Below are 21,517 nucleotides of genomic sequence, written 5' to 3'. Positions count from 1 at the left end.
TATAATAGTAAAAAATTTTAAAGGATGAGGTATGATAAAAGTGCCTACAAGTATATATTTAAATACCCTAGACGGTAAGGAATTTGATTTTTCTGCCTTTGCAAGGACACACGACTGCGTTATTTTTATCTACCCAAAGATAGGCGAGGACTTTAGTCTTTTAAGCGAGCAACTGCAAAATACAGCTGGCATGAAGGGTTGCACCAAACAAGCGATAAACTACAAGAAATTTTTAAAAGATTTTAACGACCTTGGTTTTATGGTAGTAGCCATTAGCTCACAAGATATCGTAGCTCAAAAGAAATTTCAAGAAGAAACTTCTGCTGGAGTTATGTTTTTAAATGATAGTGAGTTTATGCTTGAGAGAGCACTTGAACTTCCGGTTTTTTCTGCATCAAATGGCCATAAATTTTACTTTAGACAAACGCTCATCATAAAAGATGGCAAGGTAAGGCACGCATATATAGTGGATGATCCTGAGAATGATGCCAAAAATATGCTAGAAAAACTCAAAGAAAAAGACTACTAGGAGCTAAAATGAGCCAAAATAGCAAAATCGAAAAGTCTTATGATGAGCTAACTTATAAATCAATAGCTTTTGCCCAATCGTCGCCATATAGGCTTGAAGCTTGTGCTACACTTCTTGGCATAACTCCACCGCCATGCGAAAATGCAAGAGTTTTAGAAATAGGATGTAGCTTTGGCGGAAATTTGATCCCATTTGCAGTAAATAACAAAAATGCAAAAGTAGTTGGCATAGACCTCAGTGGAGAGCAGATAAGGCGTGGGCAAGAGATCGTTAAAGAGATGGGGCTTACAAATTTAGAGCTTATACACGGCGATATTTGCGAATTTAAAAGCGATGAGAAATTTGACTATATCATCGCTCATGGTGTTTTTAGCTGGGTGCCTGACTTTGTAAAAGAAGCTATATTAAAAGTCGTAAGAGAGAATTTAAGTGCAAATGGCGTGGCATTTATCTCTTATAATGTTTATCCTGGCTGGAAAGTAAAAGACATCGTAAGAGATATAATGCTACTTGCCGCAAAAGATAAAGAGAGCATGCAAGAGAGGCTACAAGCAGCCAAAGAAGCACTTTTAGTCTATAAAGAATATTTGCTAACAAGAGATGAAGAAATTTATGAAGGAAAAATACCTCTTAAGATGCTTCTTTTTGTAACTGAACATGTGCTCTCAAAAGATGACTTTTACATAGCTCATGAGTTTTTAGAATACACAAATGATCCATTTTATTTTAAAGATTTTAATGCCATGCTTGCCAAAAATGATCTTACCTATCTTTGTGAATATACGCTTGATGATATTTTTACCCCAGATGTTGGCACAGCCGTAGTAGATGAATATAAAAATAACAAGTTTAAAGACAGGATCGATCTAGAGCAATTCATGGATATGATTAGCAACAAAGTATTTAGACAAAGCCTAATAGTCCATAGCAAAACTTATGAGAGCATAGCAAATAAACAAATAGGTCCAAGCGATATTAATAAAATTCACGTTGTGGCAGATTTTATAAAGAAAGATAACCAGTGGCAAGATAGTTATGGTGCTATGCCACAGGATATATCATGGCTTTGCGAGGTCTTTTATAAGATGTATCCAGCTAGCATAAACCTTTCTCAGATTTTAGAAATTTTGCCAGAAGATAAGCTTATGGTTTATAGTGCTTTTGTAAGAATTTTAACAAACTCGTCTGATGCAATGATTTTAAAAGATGAGCAAAAAAATATCGAGTATAGGCCCGGCTATTCAAGGCTTAGTCAAAATTTAATAAATTATGTAAGATATTTTTTAAATCATAAAAATAATGCCGATGTTGTTTTTGCTAATAAATTTAGCATCTCAAGGAAGCTTAATAATATCGATTATTACATACTTTTATTGCTTGATGGTAAAAATAGCTTAGAAGATGTCGCAGCAAAAGCTTTGAAATTTATCAAAGAGAGTAACGAAGATATATTTGACATAAATGGCAAAGTGCTTAAAAAAGATAAAGTCGCAGCAAACATAATGAGCTATGTGCTAGGCACAGCAAAAATAGCTAGCATGCTTTATCTACTAGAAGAAATTTAAGATTTAAATTTTACTTTGCTTATATAGTTGTGTGATTTTATCTTTTAGATTTAGTGTATTTTTTGAGAGAGCTATGAAAAATGGACTTTTTAGATGAACAAGCTCATAGCTCATCTCTTTGCCGCTATTAGCGTCAAATACTTTTCCGCCACAAAAATTTACGAGCGCTTCTCCTGCTGCATTGTCCCAAAGATAGCTTGGGGCAAATCTCAAATAAGCTCCACCAAATTCAACTAAACGGCAAAATTTTATGGCTGAGCCGATGCACCTTTGCTCAAAATTTAAGCTCTGTCCTATAAATTCTATCTCTTTGACGTCGCCTCTTCTGCTTGAAAAGATTAGATTGTCTAAATTTTTATCTTTTTCGTTTAGATCAACTCTCTTTATGATTTCATCATTGTTATCTAAAATTTCTTTAAAAGCGCCATTTTCATCAGCGTAAAAAAGCTCTTTACTAACTGGGATAAATATCACGCCAAGCACCGGTCTAGCTTTTTTTATAAGTGCTATACAAACGGAAAATTCGCCGTTTCTAGCTAGAAATTCTTTCGTGCCATCAAGAGGATCTACGAGCCAAAACTCGTCTTTAACGCTTTCTAGCAAGATACTCTCTTCAGAGCAAATTTTTATCCCGCTTTCACTTAGAACTTTTAGTATTGTTTCATTTGCGGCTAGATCAGCGCTAGTTAGTGGTGAGCTGTCATCTTTTAGGCAGACTTTAAGAGACGTATTATCTGCAGAGTAAAATTTCATTATTTGCGCTCCAGCATTAACGGCTGCTTTAATGGCTAAATTTAGAAGCTCACTCATTTTGGTGTTCTGTTTGTCTCTCCAACATAAAGCTGTCTTGGGCGGACGATCTTTATCGTATCTTGCTCTTTTAGCTCGATCCACTGGCTGATCCAGCCTGGAGTCCTGCCGATGACAAAGATGACGGCAAACATATTATTTGGTATGCCAAGCGCTTTTAGGATGAGTCCTGAGTGAAAATCAACATTTGGATATAAATTTCTACTCACAAAATAATCATCATTTAGCGCGATATCCTCGATGCGGTTGGCGATCTTGATGAGCTCTGAGTTAATGCCTATCTCATCCATAAGCTGATCTCTCATCTTCTTAAGCACCTTTGCACGAGGGTCAAAATTTTTATAGACCCTGTGACCAAAGCCCATTAGCCTAAATGGATCGTTCTTATCCTTTGCTCTAGCGATGTATCTATCGACATTTGCGACCGAGCCTATCTCTTCAAGCTGACGTATAACACCCTCGTTTGCCCCACCATGAGCCCAGCCCCAAAGTGCGCCGATGCCCGCACTTATACATGCGTATGGGTGAGCGTGCGTTGAGCCAACGGTTCTAACAGTCGTTGTTGAAGCGTTTTGCTCGTGGTCTGCGTGCAGCATAAAGACCGTATCAAGTGCCTTTATCTCGATTGGCTTAAGATCGACGTGCTCGTACGGATAGCCTCTCATCATGTAGAGGAAATTTTCAGTAAAGCCACGATCTAAATTTGGATATATGATAGGAAGTCCGCGTGAGTAGCGGTAGCTAAATGCAGCTATTGTTGGAATTTTAGCGATTATACGCATAGCCATCTCGTGATACTCTTCAGGTTTATCCATATTTAGATGATCTGAGTAAAAGGCACTTAGCGCTGATACTGCTGCTTGCAAGATCGCCATAGGGTGAGCTTTATCTGGGAATGCATCAAATAGCTTCATCATGCCTTCATGTATAAAGCTTCTTTTTTTAAGCTCGGTTTTAAAATTTATATACTGCTCATTTGTTGGAAGCTCTTTGTTTAAGAGTAAATATGCCACGTCTAAAAATGTCTTATTTTCAGCCAAATACGCGATATCATAACCTCTATACATTAGCTCACCTTTTAAGCCGTCTATATAAGTTATCGCCGAGCGACACATCGCAGTTGAAGTATAACCTCTGTCAAAAGTAAACATTCCAGTATCACTAAAAAATGTCGAGATGTCTATCACATCAGGTCCCATAGTGCCTTTTAGTATAGGAAACTCATAACTCTTGCCGGTTCTGTTATCAGTTAGTGTAGCTGTATTTGATGACATTTTTACTCCTTACTTCTTGATTGCATTAGAAATTTTATAATTATTGTCCCTATTATAGCTTGAGCTAGGCTCGCTAGGATAAAAGATGAGTAAGAATAATCACTTATCTCACCTGATCTGTGTGCGATAGTAGCAACTGCTACTAGAAGCGTTAGTGGCATGGATTGTGAGAGAGAAAACAAAAATATCCCCTTAAATCCTAATTTTCCTACAAATAACACACTTGAAAAAAGCCTTGTGGCAAGCATCGCACAAAATATAAAAATAGCATCTTTTATCACTTCATTTGAGCTTAGGCTTGAGAGCTTGAAAGTTGAGCCTATGTGTATAAAAAATATCGGTACCAAAAATCCAAATCCAAAGCTTGATAGCTTGTGTGGTAAGTCTTTTTTATGATCAAAAAATGTCGCTATAAACATACCCGCGATAAACGCGCCAAAGGCAACTTCTAAATTTAAATAAAGCATAAGTGCAATCATCGAAAAAAATACAGCAATGCTTAGCCTAATATCTTTTTCGTCCTTGTCGTAGTGTGGCATAAGGATCACTTTAAGCCCCGGATACCACCAAAAAAGCACATCTAAAATTTTAAAGCTAAGTACGCTGATGGCCAAAAATAAGATCAAATAGCCAATCGTTAGCCATAAATTTATACTAGCTCCAAACTGCAAATAGGCCGCTATAAACGTCAAAAGCGTAATGCTTATAAGCTCACCAATAGTTGCAATAAGCATGCTTAAATTTAGCCATTTTACATCTCTGCCATACTCTTTAAATAGCGTAAATATCATGCCAACGGCCATTATCGGGATAATGATAATATAGAGCAAACTAAGATCAAAACTAAATGTAAGTGCAGTTGCTAGCGAGTAGATGAGGGCAAGATAGATAAGCCCCAGGCGTAAAATTTTGCGGTCAATGTTTATAAGCATTCTAAGATCGATCTCCATGCCTGCTAGAAACATCAAAAAGAAAAAGCCAACTTCGCTAATTAGCTTAAACATCTCATTTTCGCCGACAAGCCCGATGTAGCTAGCCAGTGCTCCAAGTATTATCTCAGCAGGAGCGACAGGAATGCGTAAAATTTTAGAAATATAAGGCGAAGCAAAGACGATAAATGCCAAAACGACAAGAATACTAAGCTCGCTAGCTTGATGTAACTGCAAAAAGATCCTTAAATTAAAAATGTTTGATTGTATAAAAAGCTTTGTTATTTTTTGATTAAGCTAAGCGATTTTTGGGCAAAATGGCGACAAATTTTTAAAAATTTGGAGTGCAAATTTATGCGTAAATTTCTATTTTTTGTCTTGATGTTTTTTGGAATTTTTAGCTTTGCAGATGAGCTAAGTTTGGTTCAAAGTTTTAAATTTGATGGAAGCATTTTTTATAAGAAAAATACAGCCAAAGATGAGAGTTTTTACTTTTTAAAAAATGAAAATTTTGATGAGCATTTTGTAGGCTTTAGAGTGAAATTTGATAAAAATATAAAAAGTGAAAGTATGCTTGCTGAGCTAAAAAAGAAGATAAAAGAGGCTAAAGAGGTGCTTTATAGCGAAGAGAATGATCAAATTTTAGCTCTCATAAAAGATAAAATAAGCAGTAAAAATATAGAAATAATCCACTTTCTACTAAAAAAAGATGGAGTATTAATGCTTTCATATGAGAGAATTTACGATTCAAAAACTCTGGTAGATGGGCTTAAGCCTGTACTTTTAAGTGAGGCTAGAAATTTTATGCTTCAGATGCCAAAGGTAGAAGCTAGGTAGAAAGGTGGATGAGGTGGTATTTTGCACTACATACGGTTTTGTTAAATTTCATCAAATTTTACTAGCCAATTCTTGTGAGTGAATGAAATTTAAAATTTGCACATAGATTGATGAAATTTACTTAAAGGGGGACAAAGGGGCTTGAATTTTGCTTCGTAAGCTCGCAACTGCATGGCAGACACGAAGTCGCCCCCTTATCCCCCTTTATATCCCCCAATCCCTTAACACGCTCAAAGTGCACGCAATAGTGCTGGCGCACTGCATGCGGGTAAAACTCTATCAAATTTTAAAATTTTATAAGCAAGTAATTTCGGCTCTAGTGGCAAGCTTTGTAAGACCCAAAATCAGTAGTCAATTCTTGCGAGTGAATGGAATTTTAAAATTTATAAATTAAGGTTTTTAGAAATTTAAAGTTTTGTTTCTTTGTTAAGAGGGAAGAGGCTTGAATTACGAAGTCGCTCCCTTCCCCCTTAACGATCCCCTAACCCCGACAACGTTAGAGGTGACATGCTCCAGTGCTAACGCACTGCATGCGATTTGTTATCAGATAAATTTGAGTAAATTAAAGCGAGCATATCGCGGCTCTAAATTTAGTGGCGAGTGAGTGAAGCTTTAAAATTTAAAAATGGCATAGATAAAGTTATTTTGTTGCGTACCTTAAAAACCTCACAAATTTTTACCAAGCAAAATGCCAAAATAGCTTGCGAGCAGGCAAAGGCTAAGGTTTAAAAATATATTTAAAAAGCCTTTTACGAGTTCGCCTTCTAGTAAAAATTTAACGCTATCGAGGCTAAAGCTTGAAAACGTGGTAAAGCCACCAAGTATGCCAACGACTAAGAAAACCCTCACACTTTGGCTTAAATTTAAGCAAAATAAAACGCCGATAATGAAGCTGCCAAGCACATTTACGCCAAGCGTGGCTAGCGGAAAGTGGCTAAATTTTAGCAGCTCACCAGCTAAAAACCTACATCCAGCTCCGATAAAGCCTCCAAGCCCTGCAAAAAGTAAATTTACTAGCATTAGTGGCAGATGCTTGCGAAGCTAAAACCGCGCTTTGTAAGCTCCTCGATGTCCTTGCTCGCCTTCTCGCCCTTTGCAGTGAGGTAGTCGCCTATCACGATCGCATCTGCGCCATTTTCAAAGATCTCGTACTGCCTCTCGCCCAATATCTTCTCCCTGCCGCCAGCTATCATGACCCTAGTTTCTGGCAGTGCGCTTTTGGTTTCGCGCACGATTTTTAGGGCTTCATCCGCGCTAAGAGGTGGCTGATCAAGCCTTAGTGCGTCACTTTTTATGAAAAAATTTATAGGCGATGAAAACGGCTCAAGCTCCTTTAGGCTCGCCCTAAAGCTCATCCTGTCGGCCTCGCTCTCGCCAACGCCGTAAATGCCGCCAGTGCAAAGCATGAGCCCAGCCCTTTTTGCGTCTAAATTTGTCTGATATCTCTCGTCCCAAGAGTGCGTTGTGCAGATTTTGGGGAAATATTCACGGCTAGTTTCTAGGTTGTGGTTGTAGCTAAAAACGCCAGCATTTTTGAGCTCGCAAAGCTGCTCGTAAGTCGCCATACCGTTACATGCGATGAGCATCAAATTTGGCACTTCTTTATGCACGGCTCTTGCTAAAGATGCGATGTAGTCGGTCTTTTTGTCGTTTAGCCTAGCGCCACTTGTGACTAAACAAAAGCCAAGAGCGTGGTTTTTATATGCCATTTTGGCCTCATCCACCACCTGCTGCACGCTTTTTTCTTTAAATTTTGTGATATCAGCGCCAGCTTTGGCACTTTGCGTGCAATAAGCACAGTCCTCAGCGCAGTTTCCCTGCGTGACGGAGCATATCGCACAAAGCATGATTGTTTTCATTTTTTATCCTTTTTTGTGGCGTATTATAGCTTTGATAGGTTTAAAATTTAAGTAGGATGGTTTATAAATTTGCAAAAATAGTTTGATGAAATGTATAAATTTATTTTTATTCAAAGATGGACAAAGGAGCTTGAGTTACGGTTTACTTGTAGCTGTGAGCTAACGAAGCAAAGCCATTCCTTCCCCTAAATCCCTCGCACGTTAGAAGTGCATGTGATAGCACTTTACACCGCATGCGTTCGTATATCTATAAATTTTAAAATTTCAAGAACGAGTAATTTCGGCTCTAAAATTTAAGCTAAACTATAAGCAAAGCTAATTTTAATAGTCAGCTCTTGCGAGTGAATGGAATTTTAAAATTTGCTCCACAATATAAACTTATTAAAAACTATGCGAAAAACTTAAATTTTATGGCATTACTTTCTCTTACTAAATTTCTACTCGTTTTTTTAAAAGATCTGTTTTTAAATTTGGCAAAGCGCTAAGCTCGTCAAAAAGCCCAAAAAGTGAGTGCTACGATTTGAAGCTACCATCTGACTAAGTGTAGTTGATGACAAGGTTTTTGCCCTTTATCTGGCTAAGCTTAGCGGTGGTATCAGGCATTTAAAGTCTAAATTTATAAAAGCCAAATTTAGACCAAGACGGCTCAAATTTGGCTAGAAATTTTTAGTTTTCAGAAATAAGCGTCTTTTTCTTACATTTTGTGCACTCTATAAATGTGCCTTTTTTAAGCTCTTTTTTGATCATGTCGCCGCCACATTCGTCGCATTTTTGCTCAACTGGCTCGTAGTTTGAGACGAAGTCGCATTTTGGATAGTTGGCACATCCATAAAATTTACCGCGCCTGCTAAATCTCTCGACGATCTCGCCGCCACATTTTGGACATGGCACGTCAAGCTTTTTAAGCTCGCGTTTTGGCTTAGCTGCCGCAGTAGTGCCAGTTTCTGCGCTCTTTTCATTATCTTTTGCGACATTTCTTGAATATTTGCATTTTGGGAAATTTGAACAAGCGATAAACTCGCCGTATCTGCCCTTTCTAAGCACTAGCTCGCTTCCACACTCTGGGCACTTCTCACCGATCGGAGTGGCTGTTTTTAGGCTTTTTATGCCAGTTTTGCCAGCGCTTATTTTTTCCATAAATGGATAGTAAAAGTCGCTTAGCACCTTTTGCCAGTCGGCCTTATCAAGTGCGATTTCATCGAGCTTTTCTTCAAGATGAGAGGTAAATTCGCTATCAACTATATTGCTAAAGTGTTCCTCCAAAACGCCTATCATGCTAAATGCAATCTCGTTTGGTATGAGCTGCTTTTTCTCGACTCTCACGTAGTCTCTTGAGGTTAGCAGCGTAATAGTCGGTGCATAGGTACTTGGGCGGCCGATGCCTAGACTTTCAAGCTTCTTAACAAGTCCAGCTTCTGAGTACCTGGCTGGTGGCTCGGTGGAATTTTGCGTGCTTTTTATGCTTTGCAAGCTCATCTCGTCGCCCTTTTTTAAATTTGGCAAAATTTTATCCTTATCAAGCTCGCCATAAACTTTGTAAAAGCCGTCAAATAGCACCTTTCTGCCGCTTATCTTAAACTCGCCTTTCTCACTTGCGACATAGACATTTTGCGTTTGGCTCACACATGCGCTCATTTGGCAGGCCAAAAATCTATTGTAGATGAGCGTGTAGAGTTTGAGCGCGTCTTTTTCTAGAAATTTAGCGGCTATTTGCGGTGTGAAGTTTAAATTTGTAGGGCGGATCGCTTCGTGGGCTTCTTGCGCGCCTTTTGAGCTTGTCGTGTAGCTTATCGCTTTGGCCGGTAGATACTCTTTGCCGTAGTTTTGAAGGATGTGCTCTCTAGCGGCCGCGACAGCCTCTTTGGCTAAATTTAAGCTATCCGTTCTCATGTAAGTGATCGCACCCATGAAGCCCTCGTTTGTTTGCACGCCTTCATATAGGCTTTGCGCGATCATCATCGTCTTTTTAGGGCTAAAGCCAAGGCGATTACTCGCACTTTGCTGAAGTGTTGATGTCATAAATGGCGGGCTTGGCTGGATCTTTCTATCCTTGCTCTCGATCTCACGGACGCTAAATTTCTCATTTTGTAAATTCTCTATAATGTATTTTGCACGGTCTGGATTTTGGATAGTTAGTTTTTCGATCTTTTGGTTTTCAAATTTAACTAGCTCAGCGTCTAAGTCTTTTTTAAAAACGGTGTCGATAGTGTAGTATTCAACTGGCTTAAATGCCTGTATTTCACGCTCGCGGTCGACTATTATTTTTAGGGCCGCACTTTGCACACGGCCAGCGCTTAGCCCTTTTTGTATCTTCAAATTTAAAAGCGGACTTAGCTTGTAGCCAACTATGCGGTCCAGCAAGCGCCTTGTTTGCTGGGCATTGACGCTATTCATATCGACGTGTCTTGGGCTTTTTAGAGCGTTTTGTATGGCGCTTTTGGTGATCTCGTGAAAGACGATGCGAGGTAGGCTGGTTGGCTCTTTGCCGATAGCGTTTGCGATGTGAAACGCGATCGCCTCACCCTCTCTATCCTCATCGGTCGCGAGATAAATTTCATCAGCACCCTTGGCGAGTTCTTTTATCTCTTTTACGATAGCGGAGTGATCACTGCTGATGCGATACTCTGGGGTAAATTTATCATCCTCTATCTTGATACCAAAGCTTGTTTTTGGCAGGTCTCTGATGTGGCCTTTTGAGGCGATGACGTTGTAGCTTTTATCTAGAAAATTTTTGATAGTTTTTGCTTTTGCGGGAGATTCCACGATGATTAAGCTTTTCATTATATATAGCCTTTGTATTTTTTGGCGTAATTGTAGCAAAAATAATTTTTAAAGTATCAAGACATAAAAATCAAATCCATGTTAATTTTTTAAAAATTTTTTCATTAATGCCTATAAAGTTTTTAGAAAATTTCACGATATAGTTTTTGTGCGACAAGAAGTCGTAACTAAAAAATTAAAAGGATTTACAATGAGTTTTCGTATTAACACAAACGTAAACGCACTTAACACACACGCTAACGCAGTTAGCAACAACACTGACCTATCTAAGTCACTTAACAAACTTAGCTCAGGTCTTAGGATTCAAACAGCTGCAGATGATGCTTCAGGTCTATCTATTGCAGATAGCTTAAGAAGTCAAGCTTCAGCTTTAGGTCAAGCTATTGCAAATGGTAATGATGCTATTGGTATCATTCAAGTTGCCGATAAAGCTATGGACGAGCAGCTAAAAATTCTTGATACTATCAAGACAAAAGCTACTCAATCAGCTCAAGACGGCCAAACAACTCAATCACGCCAAGCATTGCAAGCTGATATCGTTCGTCTAATGGAAGAGCTTGATAATATCGGTAACACTACTTCATTTAACGGTCAGCAACTACTAAACGGAACATTCTCTAATAAAGAATTCCAAATAGGTGCTTACTCAAACCAAACTGTTAAAGCAAGTATTGGTGCGACTACGTCTGATAAGATCGGTCTTACACGTTTTGAGAGTTCAAGACTACTTACAGCTATGGGTACAGTAAATCTTAAATTCTTAAACGTTGATGGTGTAAATGATGTTGGCGTTACAGCTGCTACTATCTCAACAGGTATCGGTAAAGGTCTTGGTGCTTTAGCTGAGAATATCAACAAAGTTGCTGATAGAACTGGTGTTAGAGCTACAGCTGATGTTACTTGGAAAGCAAGTGCTGCTATTGGTGGCGGCTTAATTCAGTCTTTAACAATCAATGGCGTTAAAATAGGCGACCTAGAAGTTAAAGCAAATGATGCAAACGGTGCACTTGTAAATGCTATCAACTCTGTAAAAGATCAAACTGGCGTTGAAGCTTCTGTTGATGCCGAAACTGGTAAAATGGTGCTAACAAGCCGTGATGGCCGTGCTATCGTAGCTTCTGGTAAAGACATCTCAAAGGGTCTTGGTGGTAAAGGAGCAGCTGCAAAAGGTACATCTTTAACTGGTTTTGTAGGTAGACTAAACCTAGTTCGCCTTGATGGTAGAGATATTAAACTAAATGCTGGTGGCGTTGCTAAACTATCATTAGCATTCTCTGCTAATGGTGGTGCTCAACAATCAGTATCACTAAGAGACATAAGAGGTCAAATAGATAAAAACCTAGCAACTGCTATGGGCTTCCAAAGAATGAGTGGAGCTTTATCAGTAGCTCAATCTGCTGGTGTTATGACACTTCGCGGTGCAATGGCTGTTATGAGTATTGCTGAGTCTGCTCAAAAAACACTTGATCAAGTTCGTTCAGACCTTGGTTCAGTTCAAAACCAACTTCAAGCTACAGTTAATAACATCACTGTAACTCAAGTTAACGTAAAATCTGCAGAATCTCAAATCAGAGATGTTGATTTTGCTAGCGAGTCTGCTAACTTCTCAAAACATAACATCCTAGCTCAATCAGGTGCTTATGCTATGAGTCAAGCAAACAGCGTACAACAAAACGTAATGAAACTACTACAATAGTTTCATTAAGGTTTTAGATAGAGGCTTTGTCACAGTAACAAGGCCTTAAGAGTGTTAATGCTTTTACAATACGCAAACCCACGCCCCAGAGTTTAACTTTGGGGCTTTATCTACTAAAAATAAATAGTAATGTATCTATTTTATCTTTGCTCTAGTGGTTTATAATGGGTTGTGTTATAAATTTATAATTGTGACAGAGGCTTACTAAAACTAGTAAGCCAAATAAAAAGACTGTAAGTAAAATAATTCTACTTACAAATTAGCTTATATACTCAGTATAAAATTTTCTTTTGCTTTTCCTATCTCATTTTTAGTTATTAGTTTTCTCTTTTTTAGCTCAGCAACAAGTGCTTTTGAAGCTTTTTTAGTAACTTCGATGTCGGCATTTAGTCCGCCAGCTGCGGAGAACATCCAGTACTTGTGCATATTTACCCACATAAGAAGCTTGTTGGTTTTTTGGATGGTTGTGTCACTTGGTGCTACAGAAATTTTTGCAAGCTCAAGTTCTTGATAGTAGACTGAAATTTGCAATATATTATCTACATATTTTTGATAATTACGCTTTGCGATTACGTCTTTTAGTTTATCTATCTTTTTTGTTATTTTAAGAAGCTCATCAAAGTGCTTTTTTTCTATTTTATTTTCTTTATTGAGCTCAAGCAATTTATCTATACTAGGCACTACTTCTAAAAAGACTTTTTCTATTTGTTGTTTGACTTCACTTTGAGCTTTTATTTTTGCAAGTATAACTTTATAAGCTTTTAAAAGGTTTTTATTTATCGTCGTTTCGCTATCTTTTTTGATATTAGGCAGTTTTTTAATCTCTTTGTCTTTGCAAAGCTCATGCATTACTTCTAAAAACGGCCTTTCTATAGTTCCTTCTATTCTAGCACCACCTTCGGTACAGTTATATGATTTTATATTCTCTAGGCTTGATTGGGCGATGTCATTTTCAAACTGGTTTTTAAATAGAGTCCAAACATACGTTGTTTTAACCTCTCCCTCTCCGCCATAAGCTTTAACAAATATATTTTCATCCGCTTGCGCAAAGGCGTGACCTTTTGCATGGCTTGCTCCATCTTTACCAAATGCTAGATCCTGTCCTATGAAAACAATATTTTTATGTCCTAAGACATAGGCTAGCTGGTAGGCCATGTTTGCGCAACTATGTCCTACGCCCAAGTATCCATATCTTTTTAGACCAAACATATACTCCTCTTGTTGAGGTCTCATGGTTAGCACTAGTTTTCTTGGCAAGATATTTTTAATAGTTTGCTTGTGTGTAACTGAGGCAACAATAAAGTGTATATTGTCATCAATATTTGGATGTTTTTTTTCAAAAAAACTAGAAGTTGGTTCTATTCTTTCAATCGACATTACATAATCAGGCTTTATATCATGCCTCGCAAGGATTGGGTAAGAGGCATCAACGCTTATAATGCTAACATATGGAGCAAATTTCTTAAGTGTATTAAGCTGTTTATCTAGGCTTGGACCAGTTGATACAATTATAGCTGTATCCATAAGACCATATCTTTTTTTAACAAGACTTGTGTAGCAATAATTGCTAATCATAGGCACTAAATTTTCACAATTTTGTCTTGTGCCTAATAAAAGATCGTCTATGCTATTGCCGTGAGCAACTACTATTTGAGAAAATGCCCTTGTAATCTCTTTGTTTATTCTTATGTAGTCTTCTTCAAATTGATCATAAAAAGGCATATGAATCATAAGATTATCATAAGTTTTTGCATATGAGTTTAGTTTCGCTTCTGTAACCAGATAATAAAAATGTGTATAGGTAACAAATTTTGAATAAAAAAGTATTATCTGTCCACTTTCTAGTTCGTTTGATAGATCAATAACATTTAAAACAAGATATATGATCTCAATCTCTGGCTCTATAACTACTATTTTTTGGTGTGTTTCATTTTTTGCTAGTGCTTTATAAAGTACGCCATTACCTAATCCATAAAAAAACAGCATTGGATAACGTTTATAGTCACTTTCTGTATCTTCAAGTAACTTTAAAATGTCTGCTCCAGGATTTTCATAGATATATTTAAAAGTATGCTTGTTTATTAAATTTATATCAATGGGGTCTTTTCCTATAAAAATTTCATAGTCTTCATTACCAGCAATAGACCAAAGCCTTGCTGCTAGAATTTCATCTTGCCGAAATAGTGCTTGAAGGTTTTTTTGAAAGATAGGATTTTGGATATTTGATACATTGTCTTTAGATGGTTTCGCTTTTTTATTAGATGCCTTATCGTTTTTGTTATTCATATCAAATCTTCCTTTGTTAATCTTTCGCTAAATTTTATATCTCTTTTTGCTTTTTTGCCGATCAGCTCTTTTAAAAATTTAGGGTGCAGGCCGTACCCTGGACGCACGCTCCTTATATTTTGCTCGCTAAAATTTTCACCCTTTTTTATATCTGTGCTTGCATAAAGTGAGCGTGAAAATCTCCTGTTTAAAGCTGCTTTTTCGTCTAGCTCGTAGTTTACCACACCCAAAAGCTCCTCGGCCTCTCTAACACACTTTGCCATAAGAGCAAATTCGTTCTTATCAAGACTAAATGCGCTATCAACGCTTTTTACGCTTTTATCAAGTATAAAATGCTTTTCAATTATCCTAGCACCCAGGCTAACCGCAACAACTGGGGCTGTCACGCCTAATGTGTGATCTGAAAAGCCGACCTCTACGCCAAATTTCTCTTTCATATCAGCTATCGTTTTTAAATTCATACCATTTAGCGGCGCTGGGTAGCTTGAAGTGCATTTTAAAAGAGTGATGTCGCTATTGCCTACGTTTTTGCAAATTTGCACCACATCTCTTATCTCTTCTTCATAGGCTATACCAGTTGAGATGATGATAGGCCTACCTTTTTTAGCTATAAATTCTACAAAATCATAGTCCGTTACCTCAAAGCTTGCGATCTTATAGGCTGGCGGGTTAAACTGCTCTAAGAAGTTGGCGTCGTCCTTGCAAAATGGGCTTGAAAAGCAGATAAGCCCTTCTTCTTCTGCCACTTTAAAAAGCTCAGCATGCCACTCTTTTGGCGTTAGCGCCTCTTGGTAAAGCTTGTATAAATTTCTCCCATCCCAAAGTCCGCCTTTTATGACAAAGTCGTCTAGGTGCGAATTTAGAGTCAGGCTATCAGGCGTATATGTCTGAAGCTTTATCGCGTCAGCTCCAGCGCGCTTAGCCGCCTTTATCGTATCTACCGCCGTTTTTAGGCTACCGCTGTGATTAGCAGAGAGCTCTGCTATTATAAAGACCTTTTTGTCTGTATCAAAATTTCCTATTTTCATCCGCTAGTCCGTTTTATTTTTTAGCTCAAGATAGCTAAATTCATCATCTTTTGCGTAGATCCTAAAGCCAAAATTTTCATAAAGTGCGAGCGCTTTTTTGTTGTTATTATAAGCTTTTGCCTTTAGCGAGCCAACTTTTAATGTAAAAAAAGCGTAGTCTTTTATGAGATCAAGCAGCTTTTTACCCACTCCTTTTAGCTCTGGGTTTTTATAAACGCCAAATTCGCAACTCTCTTTCGTTATATCAACGAAGCTCACCACTCCGATAAATTCACCCTCGTCTTTTACTAAAAAGTAGATCTTATCTTGAATGCTCTTTAATCTCTCTAAAAAAGCAAAATGCTCCTCTTTGCCAACGCTTTTATTTTTCATAAATTTAGCTATACACTCATCGTTTCGCCACTTTAAGACCATCAGCTTTTGCTCGTCATTAAGCGAGGTAAAATTTATAAGCTCAAGCAAATCTCATCTCCCCAGTAAGCTTCATATCCATTTTCTTTTAGCCAAGCAAAGATCTCTTTTTGATTATCCGCTACGCAAATGGCTTTAAATTTAGCTCCCAAAACGTAAGCTTCATTTACGAGCGAGCTTGCTGTTATGATGAGCATTCTGGCTTCATTCATTAGCTTTGCCACGCTTTTACCATCTACAAAAAGGCTGAAATTTTCGTTTTTATTAGATAGCTCTTTTAGTGCGCTCAAATTTTTATTTCCACTAGTTGTTATGACAGCTGTTTTTTGGTTTTTAAGAAGAAGTTTTTCTGAAATTTTTGCACTTAGCCCTGAGATATCAGTACCTCCAAGAATGATAGCGTAGTCGTAAATTTTCTCCCTTTTTACCTGCGCTTCTTCATAAAACTCATCTCTAACTAGCAAAAACTCACTTCGGCAAAATACCTCACAACCTTTTTCTACAAGCCTCTCATATCTTGCCTTTTGCGCATATAAATTTACGTTTAAAATGTAGTCTGCAAAATGTTTTTCGTAAGTATCATCAAATGATAAAATTTTAACGCCGGTTTTTTCTTTTATAGCTCTTTCGTCTTCAAAGCTAAAGCCGTAGTGGTCGATGATAAGAAGCTCAAATTTATTATCTTTTATAAGCTCGCAAAGCTCATCTATCTCGCCACTTCTTAGGCTAAATTTAGGGTAGTTTATCTCATCAAAAATGTCACCATCTAGCCTCAAAGATGCAAATGAGATGTCATTAAATTTTTTAGCAAGCAAAAGGTCTCGCCTGATGTGCCCATGCCCTATCTTACTGCTACTATCAGCGCGCACGAGCGTTTTTAGCAGGGAGAGTCCTTTAAATTCTTTCAATCAAATCTTTCCATTATTTATCAAATAAAGCTTCTTAGCAAACTCAAAATCCTCTAGCGTATCGATGTCACAGACTAAATTTCTTGGCAGCAAATATGCCTTTGAGTGTGGCGCAAACAAGGCACTGCACTCCAGCCAAGCCTCTTTTTTACCAAAATAAAATGCCCCAGCGTCATGAAACGTAGGCTCAAGATCTTGCGAGCGTGTATTTTCAAACTGCGGATAAAACATGCTAACTCTAGCGTTTTCATCAAGTTTTATCGCCCTTTGTATAGGAAAATCGAACGCAGTCGCTGAAAATAAAAATTTACACTCCTGCTTTTTAAACTCTCCTGCAGCCTCTTTTAAAATTTCAGCCCTTATAAGCGGTGCTGTGGCATAAAGGCAGCAGACATCACTAAAGCCAGAATTTACGCGCCCTATCGCGTCTTTTATCACGTCAGTGCTTGTTGCGTAGTCATCGCTTAGGCTCGCATCTCTAAAAAATGGCACGCTAGCTCCAAATTCTCTAGCCACATTTGCGATCATTTCATCATCGGTGCTTACGATCACTTCGCTAAAAACTTTAGAATTTAGCGCGGCCTCAATGCTATATGCGATTAAGGGCTTGCCTAAAAAGTCTTTTATGTTTTTGCCAGGTATCCTCTTGCTGCCACCTCTTGCTGGGATGATGCAGATCATTTTTTACTCGCTAAAGCTTTTTAGCACATCAAATAGCGTGCTAGCTACAAATTTAGCATCATCTACGCTCATGCCGTGATGGCATGGGATGCTAAGCTCGGCGCTATAAAATTTCTCCGCATTTGGCAGTGAAATTTCACCAAGAAGCGCTTTATAAAAGCTAAATTTATATGTTGGCTTGTAATGCACCTGCACACCAACGCCCTTTTGCAAGAGTGCTTCAAAAATTTGCTCTTTTTTATCCCAAAATTTCTCATCCAAAAGCACTGGATATAGGTGCCTTGAGCTAGTTGTATTTGCTGGGATTTTTATGGTTTTAAAATATTCACACCCGCTAAATTTCTCATCATAAAATTTAGCTATCTCATTTCTTTTGGCGATAAAGCCGTCCAGCCTTTTTAGCTGGCTAAGCCCCAAAGCGCAGGCCACGTCTGTGATCCTGTAGTTGTATCCAAGCAGGCTCATGTCGCTATCCCAAAGCTTTGTTTTAGCGATGCCGTGGCTTCTATAAAGTCTTGCAAGTCTTGCGAGCTCATCGTCGTTTGTAGCAAGCGCGCCGCCTTCAAGCGTGGTGATAGGCTTTACTGGGTGAAAGCTAAATATGCTAATATCAGCCTTAACGCCCACTTTTACGCCGTTTTGCACGCTACCAAGGGCGTGAGAGGCATCATCTATCACTTTTATGCCATGTTTTTTGGCTAAATTTATGATCCTATCTAGCTCCACTGGATTACCACCGTAATCAACCACGGTTATCACCTTTGTTTTTGGTGTGATAAGAGCTGGAATTTTCTCTTCGTCAATGTTGCCATCCATCTTCACATCGCAAAATTTAACCTGCGCTTCTGCCATTAAAGCCGCATTTGCAGTAGCTGCAAAGGTGATAGGCGTTGTAATCATTTCATCACCACTCTTTACACCCAGGCTAAGATAAGCTACGTGCAGAGCCGAAGTGGCTGAGTTCATGACAACTACGTGCTTTACGCCAACATACTTTGCTAGCTCCTCTTCAAATTGACTAACCTTTTGGCCACCTGTTAAGATGTCATCTTTTAAGGCATCAGTGACTGCCTTTATGTCCTCTTCTGTGATCTGCTGACGGCTGTAAGGGATCATTTAGCATCTCCTATCATCTCAAGAAGACCTGCTCTATCGAGCCAAATTTTATTTGTATTTGAGCTATATTCAAAGTCCTCGCTCACTGGTTTGCCCTTTTGATGAAGAGCATTTGTCGAGAAGTTTTGGGCTGTTAAAAACTGAATAGACGGACTAATAACGTAGTAATCATCAAATTCATATGTAAGATGCGCATCATCTCTTGAGATCATCATCTCATGCATCTTCTCACCTGGGCGAATGCCTATGATCTTTACGCCAAGCTCTGGTGCAAGGGCTTTTGCAAGATCCATCATCGTCATTGACGGGATCTTTGGTATGAAAATTTCGCCACCTTTCATCCTCTCAAAGTTTTTAAGGACGAAATTTACACCTTGCTCAAGCGTGATCCAAAATCTTGTCATCTTCTCATGTGTGATAGGAAGCTCTTTTTCGCCTTGCGCGATCAGTTTTTTAAATAGTGGCACTACTGAGCCACGAGAGCCAACGACGTTTCCATATCTTACGACGCTAAATCTTGTCTTTTTGTCCCCAACAATGTTATTTGCAGCAACAAAGAGCTTATCGCTTGCTAGCTTTGTGGCTCCGTATAAATTTACAGGGTTGCACGCCTTGTCAGTTGAGAGAGCGATTACCTTGCTAACGCCACACTCCAAAGAGGCGTCGATGACGTTTTGAGCGCCGTCAATGTTTGTTTTGATGCACTCCATTGGGTTATATTCTGCGATTGGCACGTGTTTCATCGCAGCTGCGTGGATGACGTAGTCTATGCCATTCATCGCGGTTCTTAAGCGCTTATAGTCCCTCACATCGCCTATAAAAAAACGCATCGCCTTGTCTTTAAAGACTTGTGCCATTTCGTATTGTTTTAGCTCATCGCGTGAGTAGATAACTAGCCTTTTTGGCTTGTATTTTTTTAACAAAATTTCGGTGTATTTTTTACCAAAACTTCCTGTTCCGCCGGTGATTAGTATTGATTTATCATTAAACATTATTGCGCCCTTTACTAACTATTTTTGGGGTATAAATAGCTAAATCTAAATTGTATTTTATAAAAATTTAAGCAAAAGCTATGCCAAAATTTTAAAATTTATTAAAAATTTTTTTATCTTTCTAGATTCTATTTCGTCAAATTTTAATTAATGTTTAGAGGAAATTGTAAAAGCAGCGTTTAAATTTAGCCTTTGCAAGGTCGCAAAGGCATAAAAACTACTTCAAAATTCTTGGCAGCGTGATGCCTTCTTGGGCTTGGTATTTGCCGTTTTTATCAGCATAAGTCACCTCGCAAGGCTCATCGCCCTCGATAAATAGCACCTGTGCGATGCCCTCGTTTGCATAAATTTTTGCAGGAAGTGGTGTCGTGTTTGAGATCTCTATCGTGATATGCCCCTTAAATCCAGGCTCAAAAGGCGTCACATTTACGATGATACCGCATCTTGCGTATGTGCTCTTGCCAAGACAGATCGCTAGTACGTTATCAGGCATGTTAAAGTACTCGATCGTGCGCGCCAAAGCAAAAGAATTTGGCGGCACTATGCAGACATCGCCCTTAAAATCAACCACATTTTTCTCATCAAAATTCTTTGGATCAACGACGGTTCCGCCGATGTTTGTGAAAATTTTAAACTCATCGCCCACGCGGATATCGTAGCCATAGCTAGAAACTCCGTAGCTAACGACGCCACGCCCCACTTGCTCCTCGGCAAATGGCACGATCATCTTCTTTTCGACCGACATTTTCCTTATCCAAGAGTCTGATTTTAAACCCATTTTTGCTCCTTTTTTGGGGCGATTATAACGCTTTGCGTCTTTAAAGTAAATTTAATGGCACTTTGTAATAAATTTTGAGAAAATCAGTATAATTTTAAAAGAAAAATTTAATAAAGGACAAAAATGCAAGAAAGAAAGGCTGAAATTTTCACTGGCGAGCGCGCGATGTTTGGGGCAAAAGGGATAAATTTTACTAACTGCATCTTTGAAGATGGTGAGTCACCGCTAAAACACAGCTCAAATTTAAAGCTAAATGGGTGCGTTTTTGCCTACAAATATCCACTTTGGTACGCAAGCGACATCACGCTAAATGGCGGATACTTGGAGCCTATAGCAAGGGCTGGCATGTGGTACAGCACAAATTTAAGCTTCAAAGATGTGGTCATAAATGCGCCAAAAAGCTTTAGAAAAAGCTCGCAAATTTCACTTGAAAATGTAAATTTCTCAGACGCTGCCGAGACACTTTGGGGATGTGCGGACGTGAAGATAAAAAACGTCTTTGCAAAAGGGGATTACTTTGGGGCAAATAGCGAAAATTTGGAGGTTGATGGGCTAAGCTTAGACGGCAACTACTGCTTTGATGGCTGCAAGAATCTTCGCATCACAAACTCAAAGCTCATCTCAAAAGACGCCTTTTGGAACTGCGAAAACGTGACCGCACAAAATTGCCTCATCTCAGGCGAATATCTAGCTTGGAACTCAAAAAATGTGACGCTTATAAACTGCACGATAAAGAGCTTGCAAGCCCTTTGCTATGTAGAAAATTTGGTCGTAAAAGATTGCATTTTTATGGATACGAGTCTTGCGTTTGAGTACTCAAGTGTCGATGTGAGCACAAGCGGAGTGATAAAAAGCATAAAAAATCCAAAAAGTGGCGTGATAAGGGCAGCAAAGATAGATGAGATCATTATCGATGAAAATTTAGTTGATACTAAAGGTATTAAGATAATTGTTACTGAAAAATAACTTAGAAAAAAAGAGTAACTTTGAGTTCTCGTTTTTGCTTCATAAAAAAATTTTTTATCTAATTTTCGCTA

19 protein-coding genes are annotated in these 21,517 nt (G+C 38.4%); 5 read left to right on the top strand and 14 right to left on the bottom strand.

What is annotated here, in order from left to right; all coding sequences use genetic code 11:
• The first annotated feature begins 31 nt into the window (after positions 1-31).
• Positions 32-529, top strand: a complete 498-nt coding sequence (locus CYP28_RS07425; RefSeq protein WP_103593702.1) for a redoxin family protein — start codon at positions 32-34, stop codon at positions 527-529.
• Between the two features lie 8 nt (positions 530-537).
• Positions 538-2,094: a class I SAM-dependent methyltransferase gene (locus CYP28_RS07420; RefSeq protein WP_103593701.1), complete on the top strand. Its 1,557-nt coding sequence runs from the start codon at positions 538-540 to the stop codon at positions 2,092-2,094.
• Positions 2,095-2,097: 3 nt separating this feature from the next.
• On the opposite strand, the gene CYP28_RS07415 is transcribed toward CYP28_RS07420, so the two are convergent.
• The 3 genes from CYP28_RS07415 to CYP28_RS07405 are packed head-to-tail and all read right to left on the bottom strand — an operon-like array spanning position 2,098 to position 5,344.
• Entirely contained in the window at positions 2,098-2,904 is an 807-nt protein-coding gene (locus CYP28_RS07415; RefSeq protein WP_103593700.1) for a 3'(2'),5'-bisphosphate nucleotidase CysQ family protein, read from the bottom strand.
• Complete coding sequence (locus CYP28_RS07410; RefSeq protein ID WP_103593699.1) at positions 2,901-4,178, bottom strand: citrate synthase; 1,278 nt, start codon at positions 4,176-4,178, stop codon at positions 2,901-2,903. The genes CYP28_RS07415 and CYP28_RS07410 overlap by 4 nt, the downstream gene beginning before the upstream one ends.
• A 2-nt stretch (positions 4,179-4,180) precedes the next feature.
• Complete coding sequence (locus CYP28_RS07405) at positions 4,181-5,344, bottom strand: cation:proton antiporter (RefSeq protein WP_072595383.1); 1,164 nt, start codon at positions 5,342-5,344, stop codon at positions 4,181-4,183.
• 117 nt (positions 5,345-5,461) lie between these two features.
• Between CYP28_RS07405 and CYP28_RS07400 the strand changes: the two genes are divergently transcribed.
• On the top strand, positions 5,462-5,944 hold the full coding sequence (locus tag CYP28_RS07400; RefSeq protein WP_103593737.1) for a hypothetical protein: 483 nt from the start codon (positions 5,462-5,464) through the stop codon (positions 5,942-5,944).
• 666 nt (positions 5,945-6,610) lie between these two features.
• Here the strand turns inward: CYP28_RS07400 and crcB are convergent.
• From crcB to topA, 3 genes are all read right to left on the bottom strand, one after another.
• Positions 6,611-6,964, bottom strand: a complete 354-nt coding sequence (gene crcB / locus CYP28_RS07395; RefSeq protein ID WP_103593698.1) for a fluoride efflux transporter CrcB — start codon at positions 6,962-6,964, stop codon at positions 6,611-6,613.
• Entirely contained in the window at positions 6,964-7,803 is an 840-nt protein-coding gene (locus CYP28_RS07390; protein WP_103593697.1) for a biotin synthase, read from the bottom strand. Before CYP28_RS07390 ends, crcB begins: the two co-directional genes overlap by 1 nt.
• A 666-nt stretch (positions 7,804-8,469) precedes the next feature.
• Positions 8,470-10,587 (bottom strand): type I DNA topoisomerase, encoded by a 2,118-nt coding sequence (topA, locus tag CYP28_RS07385; RefSeq protein WP_180997951.1) that lies wholly within the window; start codon positions 10,585-10,587, stop codon positions 8,470-8,472.
• Between the two features lie 187 nt (positions 10,588-10,774).
• Here topA and CYP28_RS07380 point away from each other — a divergent pair, with 187 nt between their 5' ends.
• Positions 10,775-12,280, top strand: coding sequence for a flagellin B (locus tag CYP28_RS07380; protein ID WP_103593695.1), 1,506 nt, complete (start codon positions 10,775-10,777; stop codon positions 12,278-12,280).
• Between the two features lie 264 nt (positions 12,281-12,544).
• Here the strand turns inward: CYP28_RS07380 and CYP28_RS07375 are convergent, their stop codons facing one another.
• From CYP28_RS07375 to dcd, 8 genes are all read right to left on the bottom strand, one after another.
• Positions 12,545-14,566, bottom strand: coding sequence for a motility associated factor glycosyltransferase family protein (locus CYP28_RS07375; protein WP_103593694.1), 2,022 nt, complete (start codon positions 14,564-14,566; stop codon positions 12,545-12,547).
• Positions 14,563-15,594, bottom strand: coding sequence for a pseudaminic acid synthase (gene pseI, locus CYP28_RS07370; protein WP_103593693.1), 1,032 nt, complete (start codon positions 15,592-15,594; stop codon positions 14,563-14,565). The genes CYP28_RS07375 and pseI overlap by 4 nt, the downstream gene beginning before the upstream one ends.
• A 3-nt stretch (positions 15,595-15,597) precedes the next feature.
• A complete protein-coding gene (gene pseH / locus CYP28_RS07365) occupies positions 15,598-16,056 on the bottom strand; it encodes a UDP-4-amino-4,6-dideoxy-N-acetyl-beta-L-altrosamine N-acetyltransferase (protein ID WP_103593692.1) in 459 nt (152 codons plus the stop codon).
• Positions 16,041-16,913 carry a UDP-2,4-diacetamido-2,4,6-trideoxy-beta-L-altropyranose hydrolase gene (gene pseG, locus CYP28_RS07360; RefSeq protein WP_103593691.1) on the bottom strand — a complete coding sequence of 291 codons (873 nt, stop codon included), beginning with the start codon at positions 16,911-16,913 and terminating at the stop codon, positions 16,041-16,043. The genes pseH and pseG overlap by 16 nt, the downstream gene beginning before the upstream one ends.
• A complete protein-coding gene (pseF, locus tag CYP28_RS07355; RefSeq protein ID WP_103593690.1) occupies positions 16,914-17,594 on the bottom strand; it encodes a pseudaminic acid cytidylyltransferase in 681 nt (226 codons plus the stop codon).
• Between the two features lie 3 nt (positions 17,595-17,597).
• Complete coding sequence (pseC, locus tag CYP28_RS07350) at positions 17,598-18,710, bottom strand: UDP-4-amino-4,6-dideoxy-N-acetyl-beta-L-altrosamine transaminase (RefSeq protein WP_103593689.1); 1,113 nt, start codon at positions 18,708-18,710, stop codon at positions 17,598-17,600.
• Positions 18,707-19,702 carry a UDP-N-acetylglucosamine 4,6-dehydratase (inverting) gene (gene pseB, locus CYP28_RS07345; RefSeq protein ID WP_103593688.1) on the bottom strand — a complete coding sequence of 332 codons (996 nt, stop codon included), beginning with the start codon at positions 19,700-19,702 and terminating at the stop codon, positions 18,707-18,709. Before pseB ends, pseC begins: the two co-directional genes overlap by 4 nt.
• A gap of 217 nt (positions 19,703-19,919) precedes the next feature.
• The gene (dcd, locus tag CYP28_RS07340; protein ID WP_002939953.1) at positions 19,920-20,480 is read right to left on the bottom strand and encodes a dCTP deaminase; all 561 of its coding nucleotides are present in this window, start codon (positions 20,478-20,480) and stop codon (positions 19,920-19,922) included.
• Positions 20,481-20,603: 123 nt separating this feature from the next.
• On the opposite strand from dcd, the gene CYP28_RS07335 reads away from it, so the two are divergent.
• Complete coding sequence (locus CYP28_RS07335; RefSeq protein WP_103593687.1) at positions 20,604-21,446, top strand: DUF3737 family protein; 843 nt, start codon at positions 20,604-20,606, stop codon at positions 21,444-21,446.
• Positions 21,447-21,517 lie beyond the last annotated feature (71 nt).

The sequence above is a fragment of the Campylobacter concisus genome (genome assembly GCF_002914195.1).
In the GTDB taxonomy this organism is placed as follows: domain Bacteria; phylum Campylobacterota; class Campylobacteria; order Campylobacterales; family Campylobacteraceae; genus Campylobacter_A; species Campylobacter_A concisus_M.
Note: the sequence above shows the minus strand (reverse complement) of the source record. Positions and strands in the feature narration are given on the sequence as shown.